This window comes from Myxococcus sp. CA005 (assembly GCF_006518205.1).
Classification (GTDB): domain Bacteria; phylum Myxococcota; class Myxococcia; order Myxococcales; family Myxococcaceae; genus Myxococcus; species Myxococcus xanthus.
The window spans coordinates 110,104-132,383 of record NZ_SRLV01000007.1; the positions used below are offsets into that span (position 1 = coordinate 110,104).

A 22,280-nucleotide genomic window follows, 5' to 3' on the forward strand; every position below is an offset into this window, starting at 1 on the left:
TCCGCGGTCACCGGAGCAGTGTCCGCCGCGGCGTCGGGAGCAGGCCGCCTCGCTGCTCGGGCTCGGAGAACTTCGCCACCGTCTTCTCCGCGAGGTTCACGCTGGCCGCGCTCGTGGAGAAGACGCGCGCCCGTGCCGTGCCGGTGCCCAGGTCCTCCACCACGGCCTGGACCGTGTGAACGCCGGATGCGAGCAGCACATGGGTGCCCACGCGGATGCGCGATGGGTCCACTTGCAGGTCCAGCACCGTTCCCACCCTGGCGGGGGCTGGCTTCGGCAGGTGCCCGGCGACGATTTCTCCCACGGGGGCGTGGCTCGCGAGCAGCAGCGCCGAGCGCACCAGGTCGTTCATCAGCGCCACGGCCTGGGTGCGTGACGGGTTCATCTGCGCGAAGAGCCAGTCCACCAGCTCTTGAAGCTGGCGCCGGCTCGTGACCTCCAGCGTGTTCCACTGGGGCAGCCGGGCCAGGTCCCTCAGGTCCCACGGCGCGTCATACTCGCTGAGCATCGACGCCCATTCCATTCGGACGCGTGGAGGCACCTCGCCGAAGAGGAAGTAGAGGTACGTGGCCACTTTGGCGGTGTTTTCCAGCTCACGGGCCGCGGCTCGTGCGACGTCCGGCCGCCCGTGCGCGGTGTCCATCAGGTCGCCGAACGAGGTGATGGGCAACGCAATCTTCACCAGCTCTGCCCAGCCGCGGTGGACGAGGCTGGCCAGCTCCAGCGTCGCGGTGACGACCCTGGCCTGGGAGACAACCTGGCTCTGCGCGGTGAAGACACGGTTCACGCCTTCACCCGAGCGGCTGGGCGCGCGGGTGATCTGGGGGAGGGCGGGAGGAACGCGCACCGTGGCGCGCTGCCGTGCGCCTTCCAGGGTCCGGTGGACGAGGTCCAGCCGGTCCAGGCGCTGGAACAGCGATGGCCCCTGCGCGAACCAGTCCAGCGGGGCGTCTCGCAGGAGCTGGATGAGGGCCCAGAGTTCTGGAGGCGCGGCGCGTGTCTCCGCGAGCGCCGCGGGCAGCTCCGACTCGTAGATACCGGTGTCCAACGCGCGGACGGGCGTGGCGCGGTCCAGGACCTGCTCTCTCGGCCGGTGGTAGACGAGGAAGCGAACGTGCTCGCGCAGCACCAGGGCGCGTCGTTCGTTGATGCGTTGCAGCCGGGTCTGCTCCTCGGCCAGGAGTGCGCGAGCCACCATGACGTCCTGGCGGGACTCGGAGACTTCCGTGCCAATCACTGTCAGGCGCTCGCCTCCTCGTGCCTCATGGGCCCGGAGCACGCTCACCAGGCGCCCGCCTTCCTCCAGGGCCTCCCGGTATTGCATGACACGGTCCTCGAGGTTCCGCAGCACGGCCAGCACGTCTTCGAGCTGGGCCACGGACATGGAGAAGTAGGTGGCCTCTTCCGCCCGCGTGGGCACCTTGGGCGCCACGTAACCGGTGAACACCTGGTTCCAATCCTCCGCGGTCAGGGCACGCAGCTCGCTCAACGGAATGTCGATGCGCGGCTCCGGGGTGGGGATGGGCGGTGGCTGTCCGTCCACCGGAGGCACACGTGACCGTCGCCACGGGGGGACCTTCACGTTGGGGACCTGCACGGCCTCGAGGTTGAACTCCATGCCGGAGAGCAGCGTGAACAGCTTCCCGAGCACCTCTCGCTTGATGGCCATCGCCGAGTGAAGCGTGCCGATGACGGGCGATACCTTGAGGAGCCGGTCCCGGAGGTTGGTTTGATCCAGGTAGCGGACCGTGGACCAGCTCACCTTGCGCTTCGCGTTCAGGACCCCGATGAACTTCTCCACGTCCGTCAACGTGGCGACACGCGTCTCGGCCTGCGCGACGTCGGTCAGTACGGGAGACGCCGTCATCACGGCGGAGGTGGTGCTGCCCAGCATGAGCTGGCGGACGCGATGGATTTCCGACTGGACCTGAAGGAAGGCGGCGTCCACGGCCTCGTCGACTTGCTGGATCCGGTTGGACAGGTCGCGCATCAGCCCACGCAGGCCCAGGGTTCGCTGGGTGGTGTGGAGGGGCGAGCGCACCGGCCGATGCCACAGGAGGTTCTCACGCGCCCTGACAATCACATCGAGTTGGTCGCCGCGCCGGATGGCCGCGGGCGCGGAGCGTGCCACCTCGGTGCCGAGCGTCTTCCAGGGCGTCCAGGTGGTGCCATCGAATCGGGCGTACCGGATGCGTCCGTTGACCGCTCGGGACAGGACATCCAGCACGCCCTTGCCTGGCGCGGACAGCGCGGCGGTGAGTGAATGGCTGTTGCCCAGGTCCTTCCACTCGCTCCACACCAAACCGTTGAATCGCCGGTGCAGCAGGGAGCTGCCCGTGAGCACGACCAGATCCACGGTGCCGTCATCCGGTGAGGCGCAGGCCTTGAGCCAGCGGACCTCCCGTCCCAGCGAGTGGTTCGTCCAGACCACCGCGCCGTGCGTGGGGTCCGGGGAGACGGTGACCTGCTGGATGTTGCGCTGGGCGTCCAGGAGGAAGGCCATGAGCTGGCCACGCGACACCACCGCCGAGATGGGCTCGCCCTTGAACGCGAGCGGCGTCTCAAAGGGCTTCGGCCGGATGACGCGCGAGGCGGTGACGGTCATCCACCAGAGCGAGAGGACCTGCCCTCGGAGGGCCTGGTAGAAGACGTCCGTGCGTCCCTCGGAGGGAGACACCGCGGCGGCGTCTCCCATGACGTCGCTCGCCAGGATGCGAGGGCTGCTCCAGGGCTGATTGCTGACCCGGGTGTCCAGGTAGGTGTTGTGCAGGTTGCCCTGGTCGTCCCGGAAGTAGACGTCCAGCCGCCCGCGCGGCCACATCGCCGCGACGGGCACGGAGCGTGACCTGACCTTGCCCTGGAGCACGGGCGTCACCTTGCTCCACGCCCGGCCATCGAAGGTCCGGTAGCCCAGCGTCCAGAACGGTCCCCGGAACAACACATGCGCCCGGTCCTCGGTGGAGATGACCACGGGCGCGGAGGTGAGCTGTCCTGCGAACTCCAGCCGGGGCGTCGGGTCTCCCTGGGGCCGAGGCAGCAAATCGGAGCGCGCATCGACGGCCAACCCCCAGGACGGCTCGAAGTGGTTCTGCAGGTAGGCCTCGGCCGAGGGCACCGTCTCACCCGACGTGCCGTAGTCCTCTTCGGTGGGATTCATCGGGTCGGCGGCGGGGATGTAGCGCGCCTCGTCCGGGTCGGCTTCCGGGTCCACCAGGGGATAGTGCTTGCCGGTGGCGCCGTACAGGTTGTCCTTGAGGGTGCTCATCCGGGCGCGCACGACGATGCGCCGTTTCAGCCATCCGCCCAGGCGCTGAAGTCCTTCTTCGATGGCGGCGAGGAAGGCGGGGTCCAGCGGTGCGTCGTGCAGCAGCCCCGGCTCATAGACGGCGCCAGGCACGGGGACGAGGATGCGAACGCGCTCCTCGCGGGTGATGTCCAGCGGCTCCAGGGCCGCGCTGGCCATCGCCACCGTGTCGAGCTGCTCCAGTGGAATGGGGACCGCCTCCAGCTCGAACCGGTCGGGGAAGAAGCGCCGCGTCCAGGCGCGGTAGTCCACGGCGTCCGGAGGCAGCACGCCCACGGGCGGCAGGCGGCGGAAGTAGAGGATGGCCTTGTCCTGGGCGAGCCGCTCCGGGGGAAGCTCCGCCAGGTGGTCGTTGAACTGGAGGATGCGCGCCTGCCACAGCACGGGCGAGCCGCGGGACTTCAGCAACGGCGTGCGCGCGCGTGGCAGTCCACCCGCCCGCGCCACCGCATGCCGGTCGACGAACAACGCCTCCGGACCGTCCGGACCCTGCCCGAAGCCCAACAGTCCAAGTGGAACGCCCGCGTGCTCCCAGGGGGCGAGCAGTCCACCCCGGCGACGGCGTTCCCGTTCGAAGAGGCTGTACACCAGCCGGCTGCGCCAGCGCAGCGAGTAGTCCTGCGGCATGTACCAGCCCTCGGGCCAGCCCCAGAGCACCAGCGCCGCGCCCTCCGTGCGCACCGCGTCCTCGAATGCATGGGACTCCGGGTCCACCTCGCAGGCGTCGGTCTGCGAGGCCGGTGGCGTCAACACGGACGTGGTGGGGACCAGCACCAGCACCGCGGCTTTGGGAAATGGCAGCGGGTCCACGGGGGGCTCCTCGTTGGCGAGTGCCTCCAGGGAGAACGTGGAAGGGTCCCGGTGTCCTGGGAAGAGGGGAATCGCTCCCAGCGGGGCGCGGAGCTGCCGGCGGACGATGACGTCCTCGCCTGTCACGGCGATGCCGCTGCCGGGCCGGACATGAATGAAGGTCTGCGTGCCCGCCCGCTCCAGATGAACCTCCAGCCCGGCGACGATGCCCGGCGTGAGGTGCTGGCCCAGGAGCGCGAGCCTCCCCGCGCGATGTTCCTGTTCCAGCGCGAGCGCGTCCGCCGACACGGCGCGTCCCGTGAAGAAGTGGGCCCTCCTCCTCCACTCGGCGTCCACGCCGAAGGGCGCCATGCGTGGCTCCACGCGGAGCACATGCTCGTTGGCCAGCGGATCCGCAATCGGCTTGGTAATCATCTCTCAGCTCCGCAGCGCCAGGAACGCCTCGTCGAGCGACACACCTTCATCCAGCAGCTTCTTCAGCTCCGTCACGAACGTGGCGTAGGCCGCGGCGGTGAGCGTCATCACGTAGGCCCCGATGTCGGGCATCCGGTAGGACGCGGCCAGGGTGGTCATCGGCACGCTCAGGAGTCTGGGGTCCGCCTCGAGCCTCGCCAGGCCCTGTTTGACGGTGGCAGGGAAGCGGTTGAGCGCGGCCATGTACTCCTTGTGCTGGAGGCGCTCCAGTCGCAGCGTGGCGGAGGCCATGCCCGCGAACTGCCACCGCGTGGTTCCGTGGGCGAGCGTGTTGAGCAGGGGAACGAGCTGGCCGATGGCCATGGCGGTGCCGCGCTGGGGCAGGGCGGAGAACTCGTCATAGAGCTCCGCCTGCCGGAGCTTCTTCACCAGCTCCTCGAAGTTCTGCTCGCCGTCGTGGTCCTCCGGCTCGGGCAGCGGCTGGCCCGCCGCGGAGTGGTGGTACGGCAGGCTGCGCCGGCAGGCATACCAGAGGGTCCGCGAGCCAGAGAGCAGCTCGCTCCACGCCGCGTCCACCAGGTCTGTCACGGGCGCTTCTGGCACGGGCTGGACCTGCCAGCGGCGCGTGAGGTCCAGCAGGGCATGCGCGGGCAGTCGCCGCGCCACCTGTCCCACCGCCGCGGCCCGCAGCTTGAGCGGTGCGGCGCGCAGCACCTCGCGGAGGCCCTCCAGCCGCTGCGCCATGCCATGGCGCGCCAGGGGCACCATCACCAGGACGGACACCGACTCCAGGGCCTCGCCTGTTTGTGTGAGGTCGATGGGGGGCAGTTGCAGGGACTCGTCGAGGATGGCGCCGAGCTCGTCCTCGGCTACCACCGTCAGCTCGACGTCCACTTCGGGCGGGAAGTAGAACTCCGTGAGGCTGCCCGCCTCGATGGCCGCCGCGGGCAGGGTCCCCGCGGCGGGCAGCGTGAAGAAGTGCTCGCTCGCGAGGAACCGCTCGCTCTGGCCCGCCGCGCGACGCGCCTGGAGCACCTCCTTCAGGTGCTGCTGATATTGAAGCGCGTGAGCTTCACGCAGCTCGCGTGGTGCCACGCCGAAGCCCACCACGCTGCGCTGTTCGGCGCCCACCTCACGTCGCACCAGGAAGGTGTCCAGCCAGCGGAGGGTGCCTCGGTCCAGTGCCAGCATCGCCAGCGGCAGCGCGTCCACGGGGAGGTTCCGCATCCCCGCACCGGCGAAGACTTCATGGGCCGCGCGGCTGCGGCGCGTCTCGAAGGTGCCGCCGCTCACCGGGTCTGGGTAGGGGATGAGCGTCAGCGCTACCGCCTCGATGATGTCGCCGTCCTGCGTGGTCCGCGCGGCGCCCATCGACGTGGGATACGACGCCACCGGGTTCGCCGTGTACTCCACGGGGCGCAGCACCAGCACGTACAACCCAGAGCGGCTCCGTGCCAGCTCGCGCGGCACGGGGGCGAGTCCGAAGGCCGCGTCCAGCCGTTGAATCTCCGGGATGTCGTCCAGGCGGATGCCCGTCAAGTCACGGGGCACGACCACCAGTTCGCCGCCGGGTGTCAGCCCATGGCCCAGGCGGACGGTGAGCGTCGTGCGGTCCTGGCTGGGCGTGACGGTCAGCCCGTGCATCACCCCGGTGCCATTGGCGCGTGAGAGGTCGGCCTGTCGCGTGAGGAAGTAGTTCTGCTCCCGCGTGAGGTCCTTCGCGGTGAGGAAGCGCCCGTCGAAGAAGAAAGAGCGCACGCGCCGGTCGTCGTGCACCATTGCCCGGGCGGTCTCCAGCGCTTGTGCCGTCTCCCAGGTGAGCTTCTCCCGGGCGGGTCCACTGGTTGGGTTGAACACGGTTATCCCCCTTCGAGAGAGTCGGGCCTAGAAGACGCCCATCCACCGGGCGAGCGCGGCGGTCGAGAGGCTGAAGGGCCTCAGGTCATTGTCGACGTAGACATTCCCCTGCCGCGTGGGCCGCACCTCCGTGCCGCGCACGTCCTCAACGCCTGTTGCTCCGATGACGACGCGGGCGAGGAAGACCCACGCGGGATCCCTCATCTTGAGGTCGGGCTGGGTCGGGTCCGTCAGCAGCGAGGCCGGGATGAAGGTGTCACTCCACAGCTTCGCCAGCTCCTGTTCGCGGCTGCCTCGCCAGGCGTTGAAGACGGCCTGCCGCAGCTTGATGCGTCGCTGCACCGGGTCTGGTTCGTCCACGGGGTCCGGGAAGGGGCTCTTGGGGACCTCCGGAGGGGGATACGCCGTGGAGCGCGGCACCAGTCGCAGCTCGTAGCCGTCGCGAATGCGCGAAGCGACCACGGCGTCCATTGCGTCGAAGGGCCCCGCCGCGAAGGCAGGCGTCTTGCCGCGCTCGCACTGGAGGAAACGCAGGAAGAGGTCCGCCACCACCCCCGTGGGCGGAAATCCCGCGGCATCGGGGCTCAGCCGGTACTCGGCGGGCGTGAAGACGCCGAAGTCGGCCATCTCCAGCGGCTCCTGCCAGTACCAGCGGTCCAGCTTGAGACACGCGTCAGTGGGTACTTCCACCAAGCGGCCGAAGGGGTCCAACGCGAGCCCGGCGGACACCCGGAGCTCCTCATGCTCCGGCTCGGCGCCCTCGTGGTGACTCACCTTGAGCCCAGCCACCGTCCCGACGCCGTGGAGGTACGCCAGGGCCCGGGTGAGCCGGCCTCGGTGATAGGTCTGCTCGGCGGTGAAGTCTCCCGCGTCCAGGAGCACGCCGGTGTCGTAGTGGAGCCGGTCTCGCGTCTCCGCGTCGAGCAAGGCGTCATTCGGGGGCGACATGGTCATCAACCTCCTTCCAATCTGGGGTCCAGGCTCGACGGGCGTTCAATGACGTCCGCGAGCCCCAGCACGCTGTGGCCCACTCGCACCGAGGTGGGGGCGGGGGCGGGTCCGACGTAGGTGTCCACGCCCACCAGCGACGCGACTCCGACGAGCAGCGGACGGCTCGCGGTGATGACGGAGACCTGCACGTGCGCGGGGGCCTCCTGCTCCGCCACCTTCCGGATGAGGCCCAGGGTCCGCGTGTCCGTGCCCTGGTGCACCAGCACCGTGAGCCGGTGTGCCAGCCGCTCCAGGAGCTGCTCCACCGCCTCCGCCTCCGCCCGGCTCTGCAGCGTTTCGTCCCCGAAGACGGCCAGGAACTCCTTGCGCGCCTCATCCCCGAGGAAGAGCGTGTCGCCCACGTAGGAGTTCCCGCTCCGGGCCAGGCCCGGTAGCAACGGGTCCTCCGTGTCCGCGAGGTCCGCGCCGAGGATGGTCGCCAGCGTGCGCCGAAGCCGGAAGTCCTCCACCACCACCACCGCGCCTCGGTTCACCGCGCCGTCGGTGACGAGGTCCAGCGCCAGGCGCAGGCCCTCGACGCAGCCGCGCCGCCGGGCGAGCGCGGGCGCGGACCGGAGCATCGCGCGCCGCTGGCTCTCACCCACCACGGGGTCGAAGGAGAGGCCTACCCAGCTCGCGAGCCACTCCAGCGAATCACCAGGCACGTGCCCCGGGTCGGTGAGCACGTGCGCATGGGCGATGCGGTCCTCGATGGGCGTCAGCACACCCTCGACGATGCCGAGGAAACGCTCCAGGAAGTCCGCGGGAGTCGCCCGGCCGGTGGTGTCCGCGTCCTCGCCGAAGAGCTCCTCGCGATAGAGGGACGGCAGGTAGTTGTCCACGTAGGAGAAGCGCGATGCATACGCGCGCAGCGCTCCCACTTCGGGCGTCCGGCGGCCGTCGCCGAACAGCTCCACCCGCACCCACAGGTACCGTCCGGAGAGCGCACGCACCTTCGCGTGGGCGCGCTGGATGAGGACGGTGAACAGGCCACTCTCGCCCGGGGCCGGCGGCGCGGGCAGCATTCCCGGTTGGAACGGCACCTCCGACGGAAGAGGCACCCAGCTCCCGTGCGGGACGTCTGGATGAACAGGGGCTTCCGGGATGAGGCCCAGGCGATGCTCGTGCCAGTGCGGCGAGTCGCTCGGCGGAGCCAGGGGCTCGTCGGTGGCGGCAAGCCAGACGCGCACCCCGGTGCGTGGGGGCAGCAGCGCCTCCACGTACAGGCGGTGCCACACCGTGCGCCCGTCGCCCGAGTCGAAGGGCCGGTTCGGCGGGTTGGCGGCGCTGCCCCGCTCGGCGCACCGGGGCAGCGACAGGGCTTGAAGCGGCACTGGCGCCATGTCGGCCAGCCCCGGGTTGACGGCGTGGTGCGGAGGCTTCGCTCCCTGGAGAAAGGGACCCCCGTCATGGCCGGGCAGGGGAAAGTAGTCTCCCTGGGGAATCGCCTCCGACGCACCAGCCGGGAGCGCGTAGGCCACCGCCTCCACCTTGCCGTCGTCGAGCAGCGACAGCACCGCGGCGCGGCCGTCCGGAAGGATGGCGAGACTGAAGGGCCGCAGCACGCCCGGGAGCGCGACGGGCGTGGAGAAGCGGCCCGAGTAGAAGCGCAGTCGCGCGTGCGCCGCGTCTGGGGGCACACCCGCGAGCGCCGGGTCCATGACCCAGCTCAGCACCGCCAGCCGTCCCTCGGTGTCACAGGCGAGCGCCACCGGCACTTCGCCAGGCCACGCGAGCGTCTCCAGCACCCGGGTCCGAGGCGGGTCCGGGTTCTCTTCCATCGGGCGGAACAAACCAGCGCCGGAGGGAATGGACAGGACGTCCAGAAGCGGCTGCCCGTCCATCCGGCCGAGTACGGCGGGAGGCGCGTTGGGCGCGAAGGAAGGCGGACCGCTCAGGACGTAGGCGCCACCCCGCGGGTCCGCGGCGATACGGTGCGCGGCGAGCCCCTCGGCCGGGAACACCACGGCGGACCACACCTTACGCAGGTGGAGCGCCACTACGCGCTGGGCCACCGCGACGTAGAGGATGCCGCCAGCTCCAGGCGACAGGTCCGTCACCGCGCCGGACAGCCCTACCTGGGCGGGCTCGAATCGCAGGGTGGTGCCAGCGCCTCCGCCCGCCGCGCGCACCTGCCCGGCCACGTCGTCCCACCAGGCCCACGTGCCGAAAGCATCCACCGCGCCCGGTACGCGAGCGAGCCTGGGCTCCAGCACCGCGAGGTCGAGTGCTTCATCGAAGGTGCGGCTCTCTCCCAGGCTTCCCAGCCGGAGCGTCCTGCGCTTCGCGTCGTAGAGACACACCTCGCCCGCGGAGACCGAGCTCTCCGTGACCCAGTCCGGCGCATCCGCCAGCATGTAGAACCGGAGGCGGTTGGCGTCCATCAGCAGACCTCGGGGACCATGGGCACCGCCACGCCCGCCTGCGAGGAGTCCATGCCACCGCTTCCCTCATCGCCGATGCCGTGGAGCATCGTCGGCACCTCTCCGTCGGCATTCACCGCCACCTTGAGCAGCTCCGGGAGCTGCCAGTCCGCGATGGACAGCTCCACCGGTGTCGTCGCGGTGCTTCCCTTGAGCTGGAGCCAGCTCGGGTTGACCGGGCCCTCGGCCTGCCGGACGGACGGAGCAGGGGGCTCCACCGTGAAGCGCGCCACGTCGGCCGTGGCTCCGGCGCGGCGAGGGTCTCTCAGCACGCGCGTTACCGTTCCCCAGGCGAAGAGGTTCACCCCGGCGATGCTGGCCACCCCGGGGACCTGCGCCACCGCGACATAGAGCTCCCGGTCCTGGACATCCCGGCCCAGCGGCCAGCCCTCTCCGGTGGGGCCTCCCGCCGGCAGCGGGAAGATGAAGCGGCGCACGGCCTGCCGCACCGCCTGCACCACCGTCTCCCTGCCAAAGCCCTCACGCACGGTGATGCCCACGCCGAGCCCCAGTGGGACGTATTCGCAGCCAATCACGTAGAGCTCGGTGGTGAGCGGCCGGCGCGCATCCAGGTAGGCATGGACGGCTTCCAGCAGCGGCCGGTCCGCCCGCGGGTAGGGCGGCTCCAGCCGCGTGGCCGTGGGCAACACCATGACGGAGACGACACCGGGAACACCGTCTCGCCGTCGCCTTGGCTCGAAGCGGGGCAGCACCTCCACGCGCCCCAACTGCACGCCGGGGGTGCTGGCCGCGAGCCGCCGATAGTCCTCCTCCGTCACGGCCCGGTCCACGTGGCGCAGCAGCGCGGGGATGCGGCGCTCGGCCTCCGCCAGCGTCTCCGCGTCCCGGCCACCCAGCGTGGGCTCCGGCTGTTGCACCCGCAGCCCCGGCGCGGGGCTTCCATCGACCCGGAAGGCGCTGATGTCCTTCAAGCTGCCAGGCGGGAGGTTTCCCGCGGCGCCGCCACCGCTGCGCATCCGGGCCACCAGCACCTGGGCACCCGCGGGAGGCACGCGTCCGCGCACGCCGTCTCCACAGCGGGCGGCGCCTGCCTCGGAGTCCAGGGCGTAGACGGGCTCGTCGCGGCGGGCCAGCGCGAGGTCTTCGATGAGCCGCCACTCGCGGTAGCCCGCCCCTGGCTCTTCGATGAAGAGCTGGAACGTTGCGCGCTCCACGGAGCCGGAGGGCAGGCGAAACTCCTGCTCCGCGTTGCCGTCGCTCTGTCCAATCAGGCGTCCGCCGGTCGTCTCGCGCTGGTCCACTTCGACCGCGTTGATGTCCACCCAGCCCAGCGCGAAGCGCTCCGGCTTTCCGCTGGGACGCAGGCGCAGCCAGGTCACCAATCGCGCCGCCACCCTTGGGTCGTCCAGGCGTGGCGGCCGGTCGCCCAGGCCGGCGCGCGCGTCCGCCCTCACGTCATTGACCGGCGCGCCCAGGTCGGATGGCAACAGCAGCCGCACGACGCCCCGGCGGGACAGCTCCTGCGTCGAGTCCGCCACGACGGTGAGCCGGTGGTACACCGGCAACCCGTCCGCGGCGGGAGTGCCCGTTACCTCCCAGACGTGTGGCAGCCGGCCGCGCGCACCGAGCAGCTCGGACAGGGCGGGGACCTCCATGACGGGGGAGACGCCCACGCTCAGGACGCGAGGCCCTTGTCCGTTCCCCTTCGTCAGGTCCTCACGGAGGGCCACCACGTGTTCCGCCTTGGGGGCGAGCAGCGCGAGCCACAGGCTTCCGTCCACCGTCTCCGTCACCAGGTCCAGCCCGCGCGGGTCAGCGGCGCCGAGGGGGAACACGGGCGTCGTCGCGTAGAAGCCGTGCTGGGCCTTGGGGTCCAGGCCATAGACTTGCGCGAGCCGGGGCAGCATCGACGCGTGCTGTTGGCGCTCCGTCTCCGTGAGCGGGCGCTTGCGGTACGCCTCGGCGGTGAGATGCACCACGGTCAGCTCATCCAGCGTTTCGAAGGGCACGGGCTTGCGCAACGCGGCGAAGGCCCGCAGCGACACGGAAGGCTGGAGCACCTCGGTGTCGAAGTGCACGCTCACCACGCCGGTGGCGGCCTCGGCGGGGCGCAGGCTCGCGCCCAGCAGCCGAAGGAAGGCCAGTCGCTGGCGCTCGGGGATGAGGTTGGCGCGGTAGAGGATGGAGTCCGCCAGCCAGGCGAAGAGCTCCAGCAGGGTGCGCCCCGGGTCGCCCACGCGGGCATGGGTCCACTCCGGGGTATGGCCCGGGATGCGGGAGAGCAGCTCCTCGACGAGGTCCGGGAAGCTCCTGTCGTCGAGTCGGGGAGGAATGATGGGCATCTAGCCTCCGAGGTCCATGGCGAGCCCGAGCTGCTGCACGTCACCCGTGCGGCGCAGGCGGTAGACGATTTCCACGCGGACCTGGGCGGGCAGGTCCGCCAGCTCCAGCACGTCCACGCGGATGAGTTCCAGGCGCGGCTCCCACTCGGTGAGCGCGCGCTGCACCAGCTCCTGGATGCGCCGGCGGGTGGACACGGTGTTGGGTTGTCCCACCATCCGCTCCAGCCCGGCGCCGAAGCCCTGTCGCATGAGCTGCTCGCCGGGGCGCGTGCGGAGGATGACCTCGATGGACTGCCGCACGCTGGCTTCTAGCGAAGGAAACGCCAGCTCGCCGCGTTCGTCCGGCACGAGCCGCAGCGGAAAGCCCACGGGAGGGCGCCTGTCGGGAGGCTTCGGGCTCATGGCGCGGTCAGTCCTCGAACCGCTCGCGCAGCGAGGCGGGAATGGGGATGCAGATCTTGATGAGGGCAATCCAGAAGAAGACGATGTTCAGCAGCGACAGGAAGAGGTTGAGGACGATGAAGGCGCAGAGGGTGATGATGGGAATGTTGAACCCACAGAGCCACCCGATGCCCTGACCCGCGGGGGTACTGGCTGAGCCTTCGAGGAAGTCCTTCGGCGAGTTCTTGTTCAGCAGCTCGTTCATCCCCGGCGGCACCTGGAAGGTGACGTTGGGCTTGAAGGCGCTCAGGTCCTTGAGCGACGGAAGGGGGATGAGGACGGGCGGCCGTTTTCCGCGCTCGTGCCAGGCGGCGATGGTGAAGGGCGCGCTCTCCTCGCTCCAGACGATGGCGGGTGGGCAGCCATCTTCGCGGTGGATCCGGACGAAGGCCCTGGCCACGTAGCGCGAGCCACGCCGCTCGAAGCGCCGCTCAGGCGGGATGAGGTCCCGCATCCGTGGCGCGGTGGCGGCCTTCGCCGCCTGGAGGACCTGGGCCGCCTCCGAGGCATTGGGATGCGTCCACGAACGAGGCAACACCACCGTGCCCGTCTTCCCCTGGACGAGGACGTCCGCCAGCCCGGAGAGCGCCGTGCCCGCGGGCCGCTTCTGGCCATTGCCATAGTCGAGCTGTACGCGGTTCATCGCCGTCATGAGCGCGGGCACTTGGAAGGCGTCGAACACCGCGACCAGTCCACGCAGGAAGTCGATGAACAGGGCGAGCTTGTCGTGCTTCGCCTGCGGCAATCTGCGCTGGGCGACATCCTGGTAGGTGACCGACAGGCCTTCGAGCCCTGTCCAGTCCACCGTCTTTCCCGCGGCGAAGTAGGGGGACAGCAGGCTCCGCACCTGCGCGTCATCGAACGCGGGCGCTGTGCTGGATGCTCCCTCCGGTGCTTCACCGCTCGCTACCTGGAGCAGCCCGTATAGCACGGTGCGCTTCGCCGCGGCGCACGCGTCGGGCGGCGCGATGAAGAGCGATGTCACGGTCTCCTGGTCCCGGCTGGTGGCCCGCATGAGGCGCAGCAGTTCGCGCCGGACGTCCGCGGGGCCGGGGCCCGCGGGCCCTTCGCGCCGTCCAGGGTCGGGTTCGCGCTCCTGTTCCTCACCGTCGAGCGTGACCCAGCCGGCGACCTTGCCGTCCCGCCGAACCCAGGCCTCGCGCGTATTGCCCGCGCCCACACGTCGGATGACGAGCCCCGCGCTTTCGATTCGGGTCGCCTCGACCCGAGGCTCACCGAACACGTCGCAGCAGGCCTCCAGCAAGGCCACGTTGAACACCCCGTGAACGGGCTGGAGCAGCTTGAGCCCCTGGGGGTTGAGTGTCCCATCGGAGATGAGGGTGCCCGCCAGCGCCTTGCGGCCTTCCTCGGACCTGAGCTCTCCGAAGATGGCTTGAACGAACTCCTGGTCCTGCCGCTCGATGAACGCGGGGGCGCCGCGCTGGGCCGCCAGCGGGGCTCCGGTGGCTCCGTCGAAAACGAGCCCGCGCAGCTTGACGGGGTGGCTCACCATACGTTGCCCGCCCCTGGCGTGTACGTCACGCCCATCACCGAGTTGGTCTGCAGCGTGTCGCACTTCACGACGCCCGAGAAGGACGACATCGCCGCGTTGACCGTGACCTGACCGGCGCTCACCTCCACCTGACTGGCGGTGACGGACACCGTGGTCGCGGCCCGGACGGTGACGCCTTGCTGGGCGAGCGTGACGGTGTTGCCCGCTGCCTCCAGCGTGAGCTCGCCTCCGTTGGCCTGCTTCAGCGTGGCGCTCACGCCACCGGGGACTTCCAGGGTGATTTGCGCGGTGCCCTCGCTCGCTTCGACGATGGCGATGCGGCTGCCATTCCGGGCCTTGATGACGTATCGGTCCACGCGATTTCCACCGGGCGTCTCCGGCGGACGGGCACGCCCGTTCCACAGGCCCCCCACGACCAGCGGCTGGCGCGGGTCTCCTCCGGCGAAGACCACGGCCACCTCGTCATCCTTGTCCGGGAGGAAGAGCGCGCCCCAGCCACTGCCGGAGAACGGCACGGCGACCCGCGCCCACAAGGCCACGTCCGCATCGGCCAGGCCCTCGGGCGCGGTGAGCAGGCGGACCTTGACGCGCGCCAGGTGTTCGGGGTCCTCCACGGACACGACCTTCGCCAGATAGGTGCCGAGCATGGCGCCCAGCAGGCGGCGCTCCTGAGCGTGTGCGGTGTCGGTCATGGCTCTCCCAGGAAGGCGCACTCGGCCTCGAAGTCCGTCTCGTAGCCGTGGAGGGTGTCGTAGCGATGGCTGGCACGGACCACGTAGTAGGTGTTGTCGAAGCGAGCGCTCAGGCCGCGGAGCCTCACGTGGGTCCCCACGCGGAGCGCGGGGGTGCCCTCCGCAGTGGCGTCGATGCGGACGAAGCGCCGGGCGCGCGCATCGAAGGCGGCCCTGGCGATGGCGGTGGCCTCGTCGCTGGTGGACACGGGCAGCGAGCCGAGGTGCTCGGTCCGAGGGCCCAGCGTCTGCTGGAGCAGCTCCGCGCCGGTACGCCCCGCGCCCGGGCCGGGTCGCGAGCCGGAGCTCTGGCCGGAGACCCTGGCGCCCTGGATGGCGTTCCACCCGGTGCAAGTGACCTGGGTGGCCTGATGCGCCAGGTCCGCCGTGACGCGCACCCGGCGGAGTTCAGAGTAGAGGGTCAGCTCCAGGATGCCCCGGCGCACCGCGCTCCGTGCGGAGACGTGGAGCTCGTCACCCGTCACCTGCAAGTCCGCATCCCGCGTGGCCAGCAATCGCCGCACGAAGGCCAGGTCGCTTTCGTTCCACTGGACCTGGAGGCCCAGGGACTCGCGAAGGCCTGGGATGATGGGCGTCAGGCCCAGGTCCCGGGCGAGCTTCTCCGCCAGCTCGGCCAGCTTGAGGTCGCTGTGGACGTGCGTGCGCCGCGCGAGCCTTGCTTTCTGCAGTGCGTCCTCTGCGAGCACGACGAACTCCGGCGCGGAGTCGTGCGAGAACACGGCTTCGATTCCGGTGATGACGCCGCGAAAAATCTCCTGAGGGGCGCTCTCGGGACCGGTGTAGATGCCGATGGGTGCCCCGAGCCTGAGCAGTTGCTCGTCCTCGAAGACCTGCTCGGCCACGGTGTCGGCGTAGCGTGCGATTGCCTCGAAGCGCAGCTCGAGCGAGCACAGGCCGCCTTCGGCTTCCTCTAGTCGCATGCTGCTGACCAGACCGGTGACGCGTGCGTCGGCCTTGCCGAAGATGCGCACCGTGGGGCGGTGATGTTCTGGCTGTGACGTGGCGTCAGTCATGGAGAACGGGGAGCGGACTCAGTCTGCGAGGAGCCGGGCCTTGCGTTGCGTGATGAGCCGGATGGCGCGGGCAATCGATGTCGGATCCACGGGAGGCGGCGTGAGCGCTGGCTCCGCGGCCGGGCGCTGGCTCGCGTCTGGCGTGGAACCTGAGACGACGGACCCCTGGACCTCGTCGAAGACGATGGACATGGCTCAATCTCCCTCGAAGCGGAGGCGGCCCCGGGGGGGCAGGGTCGCGCCGAAGCGAGGCCTGGTGACCCGGGCGCGTCCTCCGAGCTCGAAGAGGCCGTCTCCGGTGGTTTCGTAGGTGTAGGTGTCGACGTGCCCGGTGGAGCGCACGGTCTCCAGTCGGACGGAGGTGCGTGGAGGGCTGGCACGCAGTCCCGCGAACGCGCCTGCTGTGGCCGAGAGGCCCGCGGAGGACTGCGCGCCAGACCAGGCATTCGCGCTCCAGCCCGAGGCGGATGCCCCCGTGGTCGCGGGGAAGTTGGCTCCAGCGGAGAAGGACGCTCCCGCGGAGAAGATGGGGCTCGATGCGGACGCACTTACGCCGAATGAGGCAGAGCCTCCCGCCATGGCCCCTGCGCTGAATGAGGCACTGCCTCCGAACGAGGCACCGGCTGAAAAGGCGCCACCTGCGGAAACGCCCGCACCCGCTGAGAAGGCCCCGCCGGCCGAGAATCCGCCACCCGCTGAGATGCCACCGCCGGCCGAGAATCCACCACCAGCGGCGAACACGCCGCTCGCTCCGATTCCACCGCCAACGCCGAGCCCCGCCCCTGCGCTGAACCCACCTCCAACGCCAATTCCCACTCCCGCCCCGAACCCACCGCCAACGCCGAGTCCCGCCCCCGCGCTGAACCCACCTCCAACACCGAACCCGGCACCCGCTCCGATTCCACCCGCCAGGCCCGCGCTCAGGGCTCCGCCTGTTGCAAACGCTGTGGGCGGGGCCAGTGGCACGGACGGGTCGACGGTCATCACGTCCTGGCTGGGGAAGCGCGGATTGTCTTCACTGTTCTGCTCCGCGACGGCGCGCGAGATGGGCTGGTTGCGCGCAGCGGCCATCTGCCGCGAACTTTCGCCTTCGGCTCCCCTGGAGAAGACGCGTTGCTGCCGCGTCATGCCCACCGAGACGGTCGAGCGCAGGGGGATGCCATCGGATGCGAAGAAGTCGATGGTCTCCCGATAGGTGTCCACCAGACCGGTGAATTCGAAGGCGCCCCACCGGAAGGTGACGTCCGGAGGAATCTGGCTCTTGGCGCCCATGAACTGGGCAATGCGTATCGTGTGGTCGCAGACGTTGGCGCCCGTGCCGGTGGTGTCGAAGACCAGCTCCAGGGTGAGCTTCGCGCTGCTCTCCGAGACGAACTGCTGGTTCTCCTGGCCCTGGGCGTTCTGGAGCTTGTTGGTGACGGTGTACTGGAGCGAGCTCGGGTTGAAGTGCACCAGCACCTCCTCGCCGTTGCTCTCGTTGATGAAGCTCGCGCTCTCGGGAGTCGTATCTGGCATGGCGCGCTAGTCCTCGAGGGAGAGTCCTTCGTGCACGAGGTGCAGCTCTTCGATACCGACGTCCGTCGCGCGGGCGTTGAAGTCGGCCGCCTTGAACTTCACCGGCATGGCGCGCTCCAGCTTGTAGGTGAGCACCGTCTGGGTCCCTCCGTTCTCCGACGGGGCCTTGAGACGGATTCGCACGGTGCACCGGTACCCGTAGTCGCCGTCCGTCACCCTCATGAACCAGCGAGCCAGCCGCTCGCCCGACGAGAGGCCTCGCTTGAGCACCACGGTGCCAAAGCTCACCGGCCCGGCGCGCTGCACGGCGCCCAGGTTGTGGCCGCCCACGCGAATGGCCTTCGGCTCCATGGTGGCTTCCAGACCCGTGCACTCGGAGAAGGCCCCGTCCACGGGTGCCTCTTCCGGGCCACTGCCCGACAGCGGCTCGGGCTGGAAGGTGAGTTCGAAGCGGAAGGTGTGCAGTGGCCAGAGGTCTCCGCTCATGCGGCTTCCTCCTGCTGGAGTGACACGTCACCCTCCAACGCGGAGAGAAGGACCTGCACCCGTTCGATTGCCGCCGCGGGAGCCAATTCCACCAGCGCGATGAGCCGCCCGTTATCGAGGTCGTCCTGCGTCATGGTCGTCCGGTCACACCGCACGGAGAAAGCCTCGCGCGGCGTCGCTCCTCGCAGAGCGCCCTCTGCGAAGAACCGGCCGAGCACGGACTCCATCCGGTAGCGCAGCGCCAACCAGGTGTCCTCGTTGGAGGGTGAAAACGTCAGGTCCGCGCCGAGTTGCCTCGCCGCTCGCAGCACCGAGGAGATGAGCCGGCTCACCGGAGCCTGGCGGTGGCTGACCCTCTGGCTGGACGTCACGTCGGACAACACCTGCATTCCGCGGGGCGTGGGCCCCAGCAACGTGACGCGCTCGCCCAGTGCGCGCAGCGGCGACCCCGGATCGCGTGGTTCCTGGTCCAGGCGTGTTGGGATTGGGAAGACCTCTCGTACCTCCGCGAGCCCCAGTCCCAGGGCGCTTCGGAAGGTGCCGCGAAGCAGTGCGTTGCGTGCCAGCACCCCCGTCAGCGCCCCGTCAGGGGCCGCCAACCGCTCCGGAAGTCCCTCCGAGGACGCGGTCCTCAGCCACGGATAGGCGAGCTGGATGAACGCGCTCTGGAATGGGGTGAGCACTCCGCTGGCATGGATGAACGCGCCCAAATCCTGCGTCGCGGCGCGCTTGCCCGCGGAAGTATCGAAGACCAGGCTTGTCGAGGGCAGCGGCAGCGCCGCGACCAGGTGCGTCTCCCGCAGGCGCCTGTCGCGGAGGAGCTCGGCCACTACGGCGAGGAAGGCCGCCCAGTCCAGGTAGGCTGTGAGTCCGCAGCGAGGCGCCGCGCGCTCCGGCGTCTTCCACTCGGACCCGGTGGCCGCGCCATGCGTGGCGCATTCCACGAACCCTGTGGCACCCGCGGGTGGCAGGCGGGGGATGGGGAGTGGCTCGGGCGCATCCGCCACCAGCTCCGGCAGGTCTGGAAGGCAGAGGAAGCACACATCCTGAAGGCCGAACAGGTGGGCCGCGCCGTGCCACGTCGTGCGGTCCACGGCGGAGGCGGGGTGCTCCATGCCGGGAGGCGCCGGCACTCTGCTGCCCGGCAGCAGCAGGTTCAGCCGCCCGAGCCGCGTGGCGCGCTCCGCCCCTGAAGTGAGCGGGTCCGCCATGCGCACCACGTAGCACTTGCGCCCGCCCTGGACGAAGAAGGCCTGCACCGCCGCTCCCAGAGCGGTGAACTCGTCGGGGGCGGTTCCGGCGCGGGCTCGCCAGTCGAAGATGCGCTCGAAGGCGGCGAAGCTCTCGAAGGGCAGGGGGACGTCGGTGAGCGGGGCCTGCGGATCGTTGGGGTCCACGCGGAGCGTGGGGGCGGTCATCCACCCCTGCTCGAACAGGTAGCGGGACAGCGCGGCGGGCACGGAAGTGCCCGGTCGACGGCGGACGAAGCCCACGAAGAGGGCAACGTCCATCCGCTCGGGCGCGGTGGGCGCCGCGCGTTCTGTGACTTCGAAGGTCAGTCGCCGCATGGCCCGGGAGCTCCCCCTGATGCTCCGCTCAGTCCACGTCCGGGAAGCCCATCCGCACCGTTTCAGCGGCGAGGACGAGCTCTTCCATGGCCACGTCTCCGCCACCCTTGGCGGCCAGCGTGGGGCCGGTGAACTTCATGGGCGTGACGTTCACCAGCTTCCAGGACTGCACGGGGTTGCGCGCCTCGTCGAGCAAGCGGATGGTGACGGCGGCCTTGCGGCCCAGCGGCCCGTTGCGGCGGACGTCCTCCACCCACGTCCAGATGGCCCGAGAGTCGACGACGCCACGCTTGAGGGTGACGTCGCCCGTCTTGAAGGCGCCGGGCACCTTGCGCACGTGGTTCTCCGGGTCGCTGCCCTCGCGGTACTCGGAGAGGGTGACTTCGGTGCTGAGTCCGGACACGTCGGAGAACCCACCGAAGGACGTGCCGTCGAAGCTGATTTCGAAATTGAAGGCGCCGTAGGGCGTGGGGCGGGTAGGCATGGCGGCGAGTCCTTTGCGTTAGGTCCGGGCATCCGCCGTCTTCTGGCCGATGCGGAAGATGACGAACTCAGCGGGCTTCACCACCGCCACGCCGATGAGGCAGACGAGCCGGCCGTTATCGAGGTCGTTCTGGTCCATGGTGGTGCGGTCACACCGGACGAAGAACGCCTGCTTCGGGTCGGCGCCCAGCAACGCGCCCGTGCGCCACTGGTTCTCCAGGAAGCTGCCAATCGTCTCGCGGATGTTGGCCCACAGGCGCTCGCCATTGGGCTCGAACACGGCCCACTGCGTGCCCTCGTCCACGGAGCGCTCCAGGAAGTTGAAGTAGCGCCGCACGTTCACGTACTTCCATTCCGGGTCGGAGCTGACGGTGCGCGCGCCCCACACGCGGTAGCCGCGTCCCGGGAAGAAGCGCAGGCAATTGATGCCCTGTGGGTTGAGCGTCTCCTGCTGCGCGAAGTGGATGTCCTGCTCGAAGCGCAGCGCGCCACGGACCACTTCATTCGCGGGCGCCTTGAACACGCCGCGTTCGATGTCGCTGCGGGCGTAGATGCCGCACAGGAAGGCGGACGGCGGCAGCGCGATTTCACGAGGGACATCGGCCGCCTCGGACCCGGCCAGCGGGTTGGCGACGACGACCCAGGGGTAGTAGAGCGCGGCCTTGGTCGAGTCCACCTGCGCGCGAAGTGCCAGCGCGTCCTGCGGCCCGTATCCGCGCGGCGTGTCCAGCACCGCGATGCGATAGGCACGGCGTCGCTCCGCGGCGCTGATGAGCCCGAGCCTTACGGCCTGCGCCGACGCATACGCCGAGGAGCCCGGCGCGGCGATGATGGAGATGTCCTCCACGCCGCCCAGCCGCTCGAACGCGTCTTCGTACGAGGCCGCGCTTGGCTCGCTCCCGTCGGAACCACCGGTGAGCGTGAAGGGGCCCGCGGCCAGCGCCGTGCGCAGGGCGAACGCGGAAACGCCGTTGCCCGCCTCGAACGCGTACATCCGCTCCATCTGCTCGGAGAGCGTGGCGGGCGAAGGGGTGAGCACGTGGCCCGGGTAACGGGGATGGGCGCGGTCCACGCCCAGCCCTTCATACAGCCGCTCCTGCCCGTCACCGTCCTGCGTGGTGACGGTGAGCGTGACGAACTGGCTGTTCCCGGGCAGTTGCTGGAACTGCGACGCGGTGTCGTTCGGCAGCGGCAACGTGTCACTGCCGTTGGACCAGGTGCCGTTCGCCTGCTTCAACCACCAGGTCACCCCCGCCGTGCCGTCCGTCCCGGGCTCCGAGGTGGCCGCGTCCAGGCCCAGCGCGCTGGAGCTCACCGAGGCCACCTCCAACGAATGGCTGGCACCGGGGAGCGGGTGGCTGATGACGAGCTTGTTGTCATCGACGGACGCCGTGGCGTTGGCACCCAGGAGTACCTGGATGTCCGCGAGGGACACCGCGCCCAGGTCGCTCACGTTGCTCTGCGGGTCCGCCGCGTTGTCGACCGTCTGTGCAGCGAGCTTGAGCTGCGGGTTGGCCGAGACCTGGATGATGGCCCCGGTACCGCGGGCATCGGTGCCCAGGAGGAGACGGCCGACGGGCGCGGCGTCATCGGCGCCGCTGAGCCGGGCGTAACCACCCCGAAGCTGCCGGTTGAGAGTGTCCACGACCTCCGCGGGCGTCAACGGCGTATCGGTGGGCAGGGTGAGGGTCTGCGCCTGTCCGCCCAGGGTGACGGTGAGCGTCTGGTTGGCTTCGAGGAATGTCGTCGAAGGGTCGAGCTCCGCCGCCGCCGCGGCTTCGGCATTTCGCCCGGAGAAGGTGAGGGTGACGTCGGTGTTCCCGTCGAACGTCAGCGTGAGCGTGGTGCCATCGGGGACATTGAAGGGCGGGGGCAGGGTGCCCACGATGCGCGCGGCCGAGGCGGCGGTCTGATTCAGCCGGACCAGGCTGCCCGTGGGCGCGCGCCGCATGGCGCCGACCGTGGCGGGCGCGAGCACTTCCCGGACGCTGATGCTCCCGTTGCCCGCACGGCCGGGGAACCTCGCGGTGAAGCGTGCGCGCAGGTTCGCGTCCGCGTTGGGGATGACGTCCGCGCCAGCGGTGGCATTGGCCGGCGTCCCCGAGAAGGCGCGAGCCACGTAGAGGCGGGAGCCGCCCTCGTTGAAGTAGGCGCGGACCGAGTGCGCCAGGTAGTTGGTCGTCTCCTGGGTGCCGGTGAGGTCCAGGTCCGCGAGGCCGCCAAAGAGCCGGACGAATTCGGGGAAGCTCGTCACCAGCGACGGGGGGCCGGAAACAGGGCCCTTGCGTGCCGGACCCGCGAAGCCGCTGGTGCTGGTGCTGACGCCCTCGATGGACCTGGCTCGGAAACTCGTCTCTTCGACGTAGACACCGGGTGCGAGATATTCAGGCACGCGAGCCCCCACTTTC

At 70.1% G+C, this 22,280-nt stretch carries 15 protein-coding genes; all 15 read right to left on the minus strand.

Features of this window, described 5'->3' with window-relative positions; translation table 11 throughout:
* Positions 1–7 precede the first annotated feature (7 nt).
* Genes FMQ63_RS04870 through FMQ63_RS04935 form a run of 15 tightly spaced genes read right to left on the minus strand, consistent with a single transcriptional unit; the run spans position 8 to position 22,264 of the window.
* Entirely contained in the window at positions 8–4,528 is a 4,521-nt protein-coding gene (locus FMQ63_RS04870) for a hypothetical protein (RefSeq protein WP_011554504.1), read from the minus strand.
* A 3-nt stretch (positions 4,529–4,531) separates the two neighbouring features.
* A complete protein-coding gene (locus tag FMQ63_RS04875; protein ID WP_011554503.1) occupies positions 4,532–6,385 on the minus strand; it encodes a hypothetical protein in 1,854 nt (617 codons plus the stop codon).
* 27 nt (positions 6,386–6,412) lie between these two features.
* Positions 6,413–7,333: a hypothetical protein gene (locus FMQ63_RS04880; RefSeq protein ID WP_225909343.1), complete on the minus strand. Its 921-nt coding sequence runs from the start codon at positions 7,331–7,333 to the stop codon at positions 6,413–6,415.
* 5 nt (positions 7,334–7,338) lie between these two features.
* On the minus strand, positions 7,339–9,759 hold the full coding sequence (locus FMQ63_RS04885; protein ID WP_011554501.1) for a phage tail protein: 2,421 nt from the start codon (positions 9,757–9,759) through the stop codon (positions 7,339–7,341).
* Positions 9,759–12,101 (minus strand): putative baseplate assembly protein, encoded by a 2,343-nt coding sequence (locus FMQ63_RS04890; protein ID WP_011554500.1) that lies wholly within the window; start codon positions 12,099–12,101, stop codon positions 9,759–9,761. Before FMQ63_RS04890 ends, FMQ63_RS04885 begins: the two co-directional genes overlap by 1 nt.
* Positions 12,102–12,503 (minus strand): GPW/gp25 family protein, encoded by a 402-nt coding sequence (locus tag FMQ63_RS04895; protein ID WP_011554499.1) that lies wholly within the window; start codon positions 12,501–12,503, stop codon positions 12,102–12,104.
* A 7-nt stretch (positions 12,504–12,510) separates the two neighbouring features.
* Positions 12,511–14,055 carry a hypothetical protein gene (locus FMQ63_RS04900; RefSeq protein ID WP_216608685.1) on the minus strand — a complete coding sequence of 515 codons (1,545 nt, stop codon included), beginning with the start codon at positions 14,053–14,055 and terminating at the stop codon, positions 12,511–12,513.
* Positions 14,049–14,747, minus strand: a complete 699-nt coding sequence (locus tag FMQ63_RS04905; protein ID WP_011554497.1) for a phage baseplate assembly protein V — start codon at positions 14,745–14,747, stop codon at positions 14,049–14,051. Before FMQ63_RS04905 ends, FMQ63_RS04900 begins: the two co-directional genes overlap by 7 nt.
* On the minus strand, positions 14,744–15,820 hold the full coding sequence (locus FMQ63_RS04910) for a phage late control D family protein (protein ID WP_011554496.1): 1,077 nt from the start codon (positions 15,818–15,820) through the stop codon (positions 14,744–14,746). Before FMQ63_RS04910 ends, FMQ63_RS04905 begins: the two co-directional genes overlap by 4 nt.
* Before the next feature lie 18 nt (positions 15,821–15,838).
* The gene (locus tag FMQ63_RS37290) at positions 15,839–16,012 is read right to left on the minus strand and encodes a hypothetical protein (RefSeq protein WP_011554495.1); all 174 of its coding nucleotides are present in this window, start codon (positions 16,010–16,012) and stop codon (positions 15,839–15,841) included.
* 3 nt (positions 16,013–16,015) lie between these two features.
* On the minus strand, positions 16,016–17,335 hold the full coding sequence (locus FMQ63_RS04915; RefSeq protein ID WP_011554494.1) for a hypothetical protein: 1,320 nt from the start codon (positions 17,333–17,335) through the stop codon (positions 16,016–16,018).
* 6 nt (positions 17,336–17,341) lie between these two features.
* Entirely contained in the window at positions 17,342–17,821 is a 480-nt protein-coding gene (locus FMQ63_RS04920) for a phage tail protein (protein WP_011554493.1), read from the minus strand.
* Positions 17,818–19,389: a hypothetical protein gene (locus FMQ63_RS04925; RefSeq protein WP_011554492.1), complete on the minus strand. Its 1,572-nt coding sequence runs from the start codon at positions 19,387–19,389 to the stop codon at positions 17,818–17,820. Before FMQ63_RS04925 ends, FMQ63_RS04920 begins: the two co-directional genes overlap by 4 nt.
* Before the next feature lie 28 nt (positions 19,390–19,417).
* The gene (locus FMQ63_RS04930) at positions 19,418–19,873 is read right to left on the minus strand and encodes a phage tail protein (protein ID WP_011554491.1); all 456 of its coding nucleotides are present in this window, start codon (positions 19,871–19,873) and stop codon (positions 19,418–19,420) included.
* Positions 19,874–19,891: 18 nt separating this feature from the next.
* Positions 19,892–22,264 (minus strand): phage tail sheath subtilisin-like domain-containing protein, encoded by a 2,373-nt coding sequence (locus tag FMQ63_RS04935; RefSeq protein ID WP_225909342.1) that lies wholly within the window; start codon positions 22,262–22,264, stop codon positions 19,892–19,894.
* Positions 22,265–22,280: the final 16 nt, after the last annotated feature.

Coding starts and splice junctions, on each gene's coding strand:
- FMQ63_RS04880 (WP_225909343.1), bottom strand. CDS start 7,333: ATGTCGCCCCCGAATGACGCCTTGCTCGACGCGGAGACGCGAGACCGG.
- FMQ63_RS04885 (WP_011554501.1), bottom strand. CDS start 9,759: ATGGACGCCAACCGCCTCCGGTTCTACATGCTGGCGGATGCGCCGGAC.
- FMQ63_RS04930 (WP_011554491.1), bottom strand. CDS start 19,873: ATGCCTACCCGCCCCACGCCCTACGGCGCCTTCAATTTCGAAATCAGC.
- FMQ63_RS04905 (WP_011554497.1), bottom strand. CDS start 14,747: ATGACCGACACCGCACACGCTCAGGAGCGCCGCCTGCTGGGCGCCATG.
- FMQ63_RS04890 (WP_011554500.1), bottom strand. CDS start 12,101: ATGCCCATCATTCCTCCCCGACTCGACGACAGGAGCTTCCCGGACCTC.
- FMQ63_RS04900 (WP_216608685.1), bottom strand. CDS start 14,055: ATGGTGAGCCACCCCGTCAAGCTGCGCGGGCTCGTTTTCGACGGAGCC.
- FMQ63_RS37290 (WP_011554495.1), bottom strand. CDS start 16,012: ATGTCCATCGTCTTCGACGAGGTCCAGGGGTCCGTCGTCTCAGGTTCC.
- FMQ63_RS04915 (WP_011554494.1), bottom strand. CDS start 17,335: ATGCCAGATACGACTCCCGAGAGCGCGAGCTTCATCAACGAGAGCAAC.
- FMQ63_RS04895 (WP_011554499.1), bottom strand. CDS start 12,503: ATGAGCCCGAAGCCTCCCGACAGGCGCCCTCCCGTGGGCTTTCCGCTG.
- FMQ63_RS04920 (WP_011554493.1), bottom strand. CDS start 17,821: ATGAGCGGAGACCTCTGGCCACTGCACACCTTCCGCTTCGAACTCACC.
- FMQ63_RS04870 (WP_011554504.1), bottom strand. CDS start 4,528: ATGATTACCAAGCCGATTGCGGATCCGCTGGCCAACGAGCATGTGCTC.
- FMQ63_RS04910 (WP_011554496.1), bottom strand. CDS start 15,820: ATGACTGACGCCACGTCACAGCCAGAACATCACCGCCCCACGGTGCGC.
- FMQ63_RS04925 (WP_011554492.1), bottom strand. CDS start 19,389: ATGCGGCGACTGACCTTCGAAGTCACAGAACGCGCGGCGCCCACCGCG.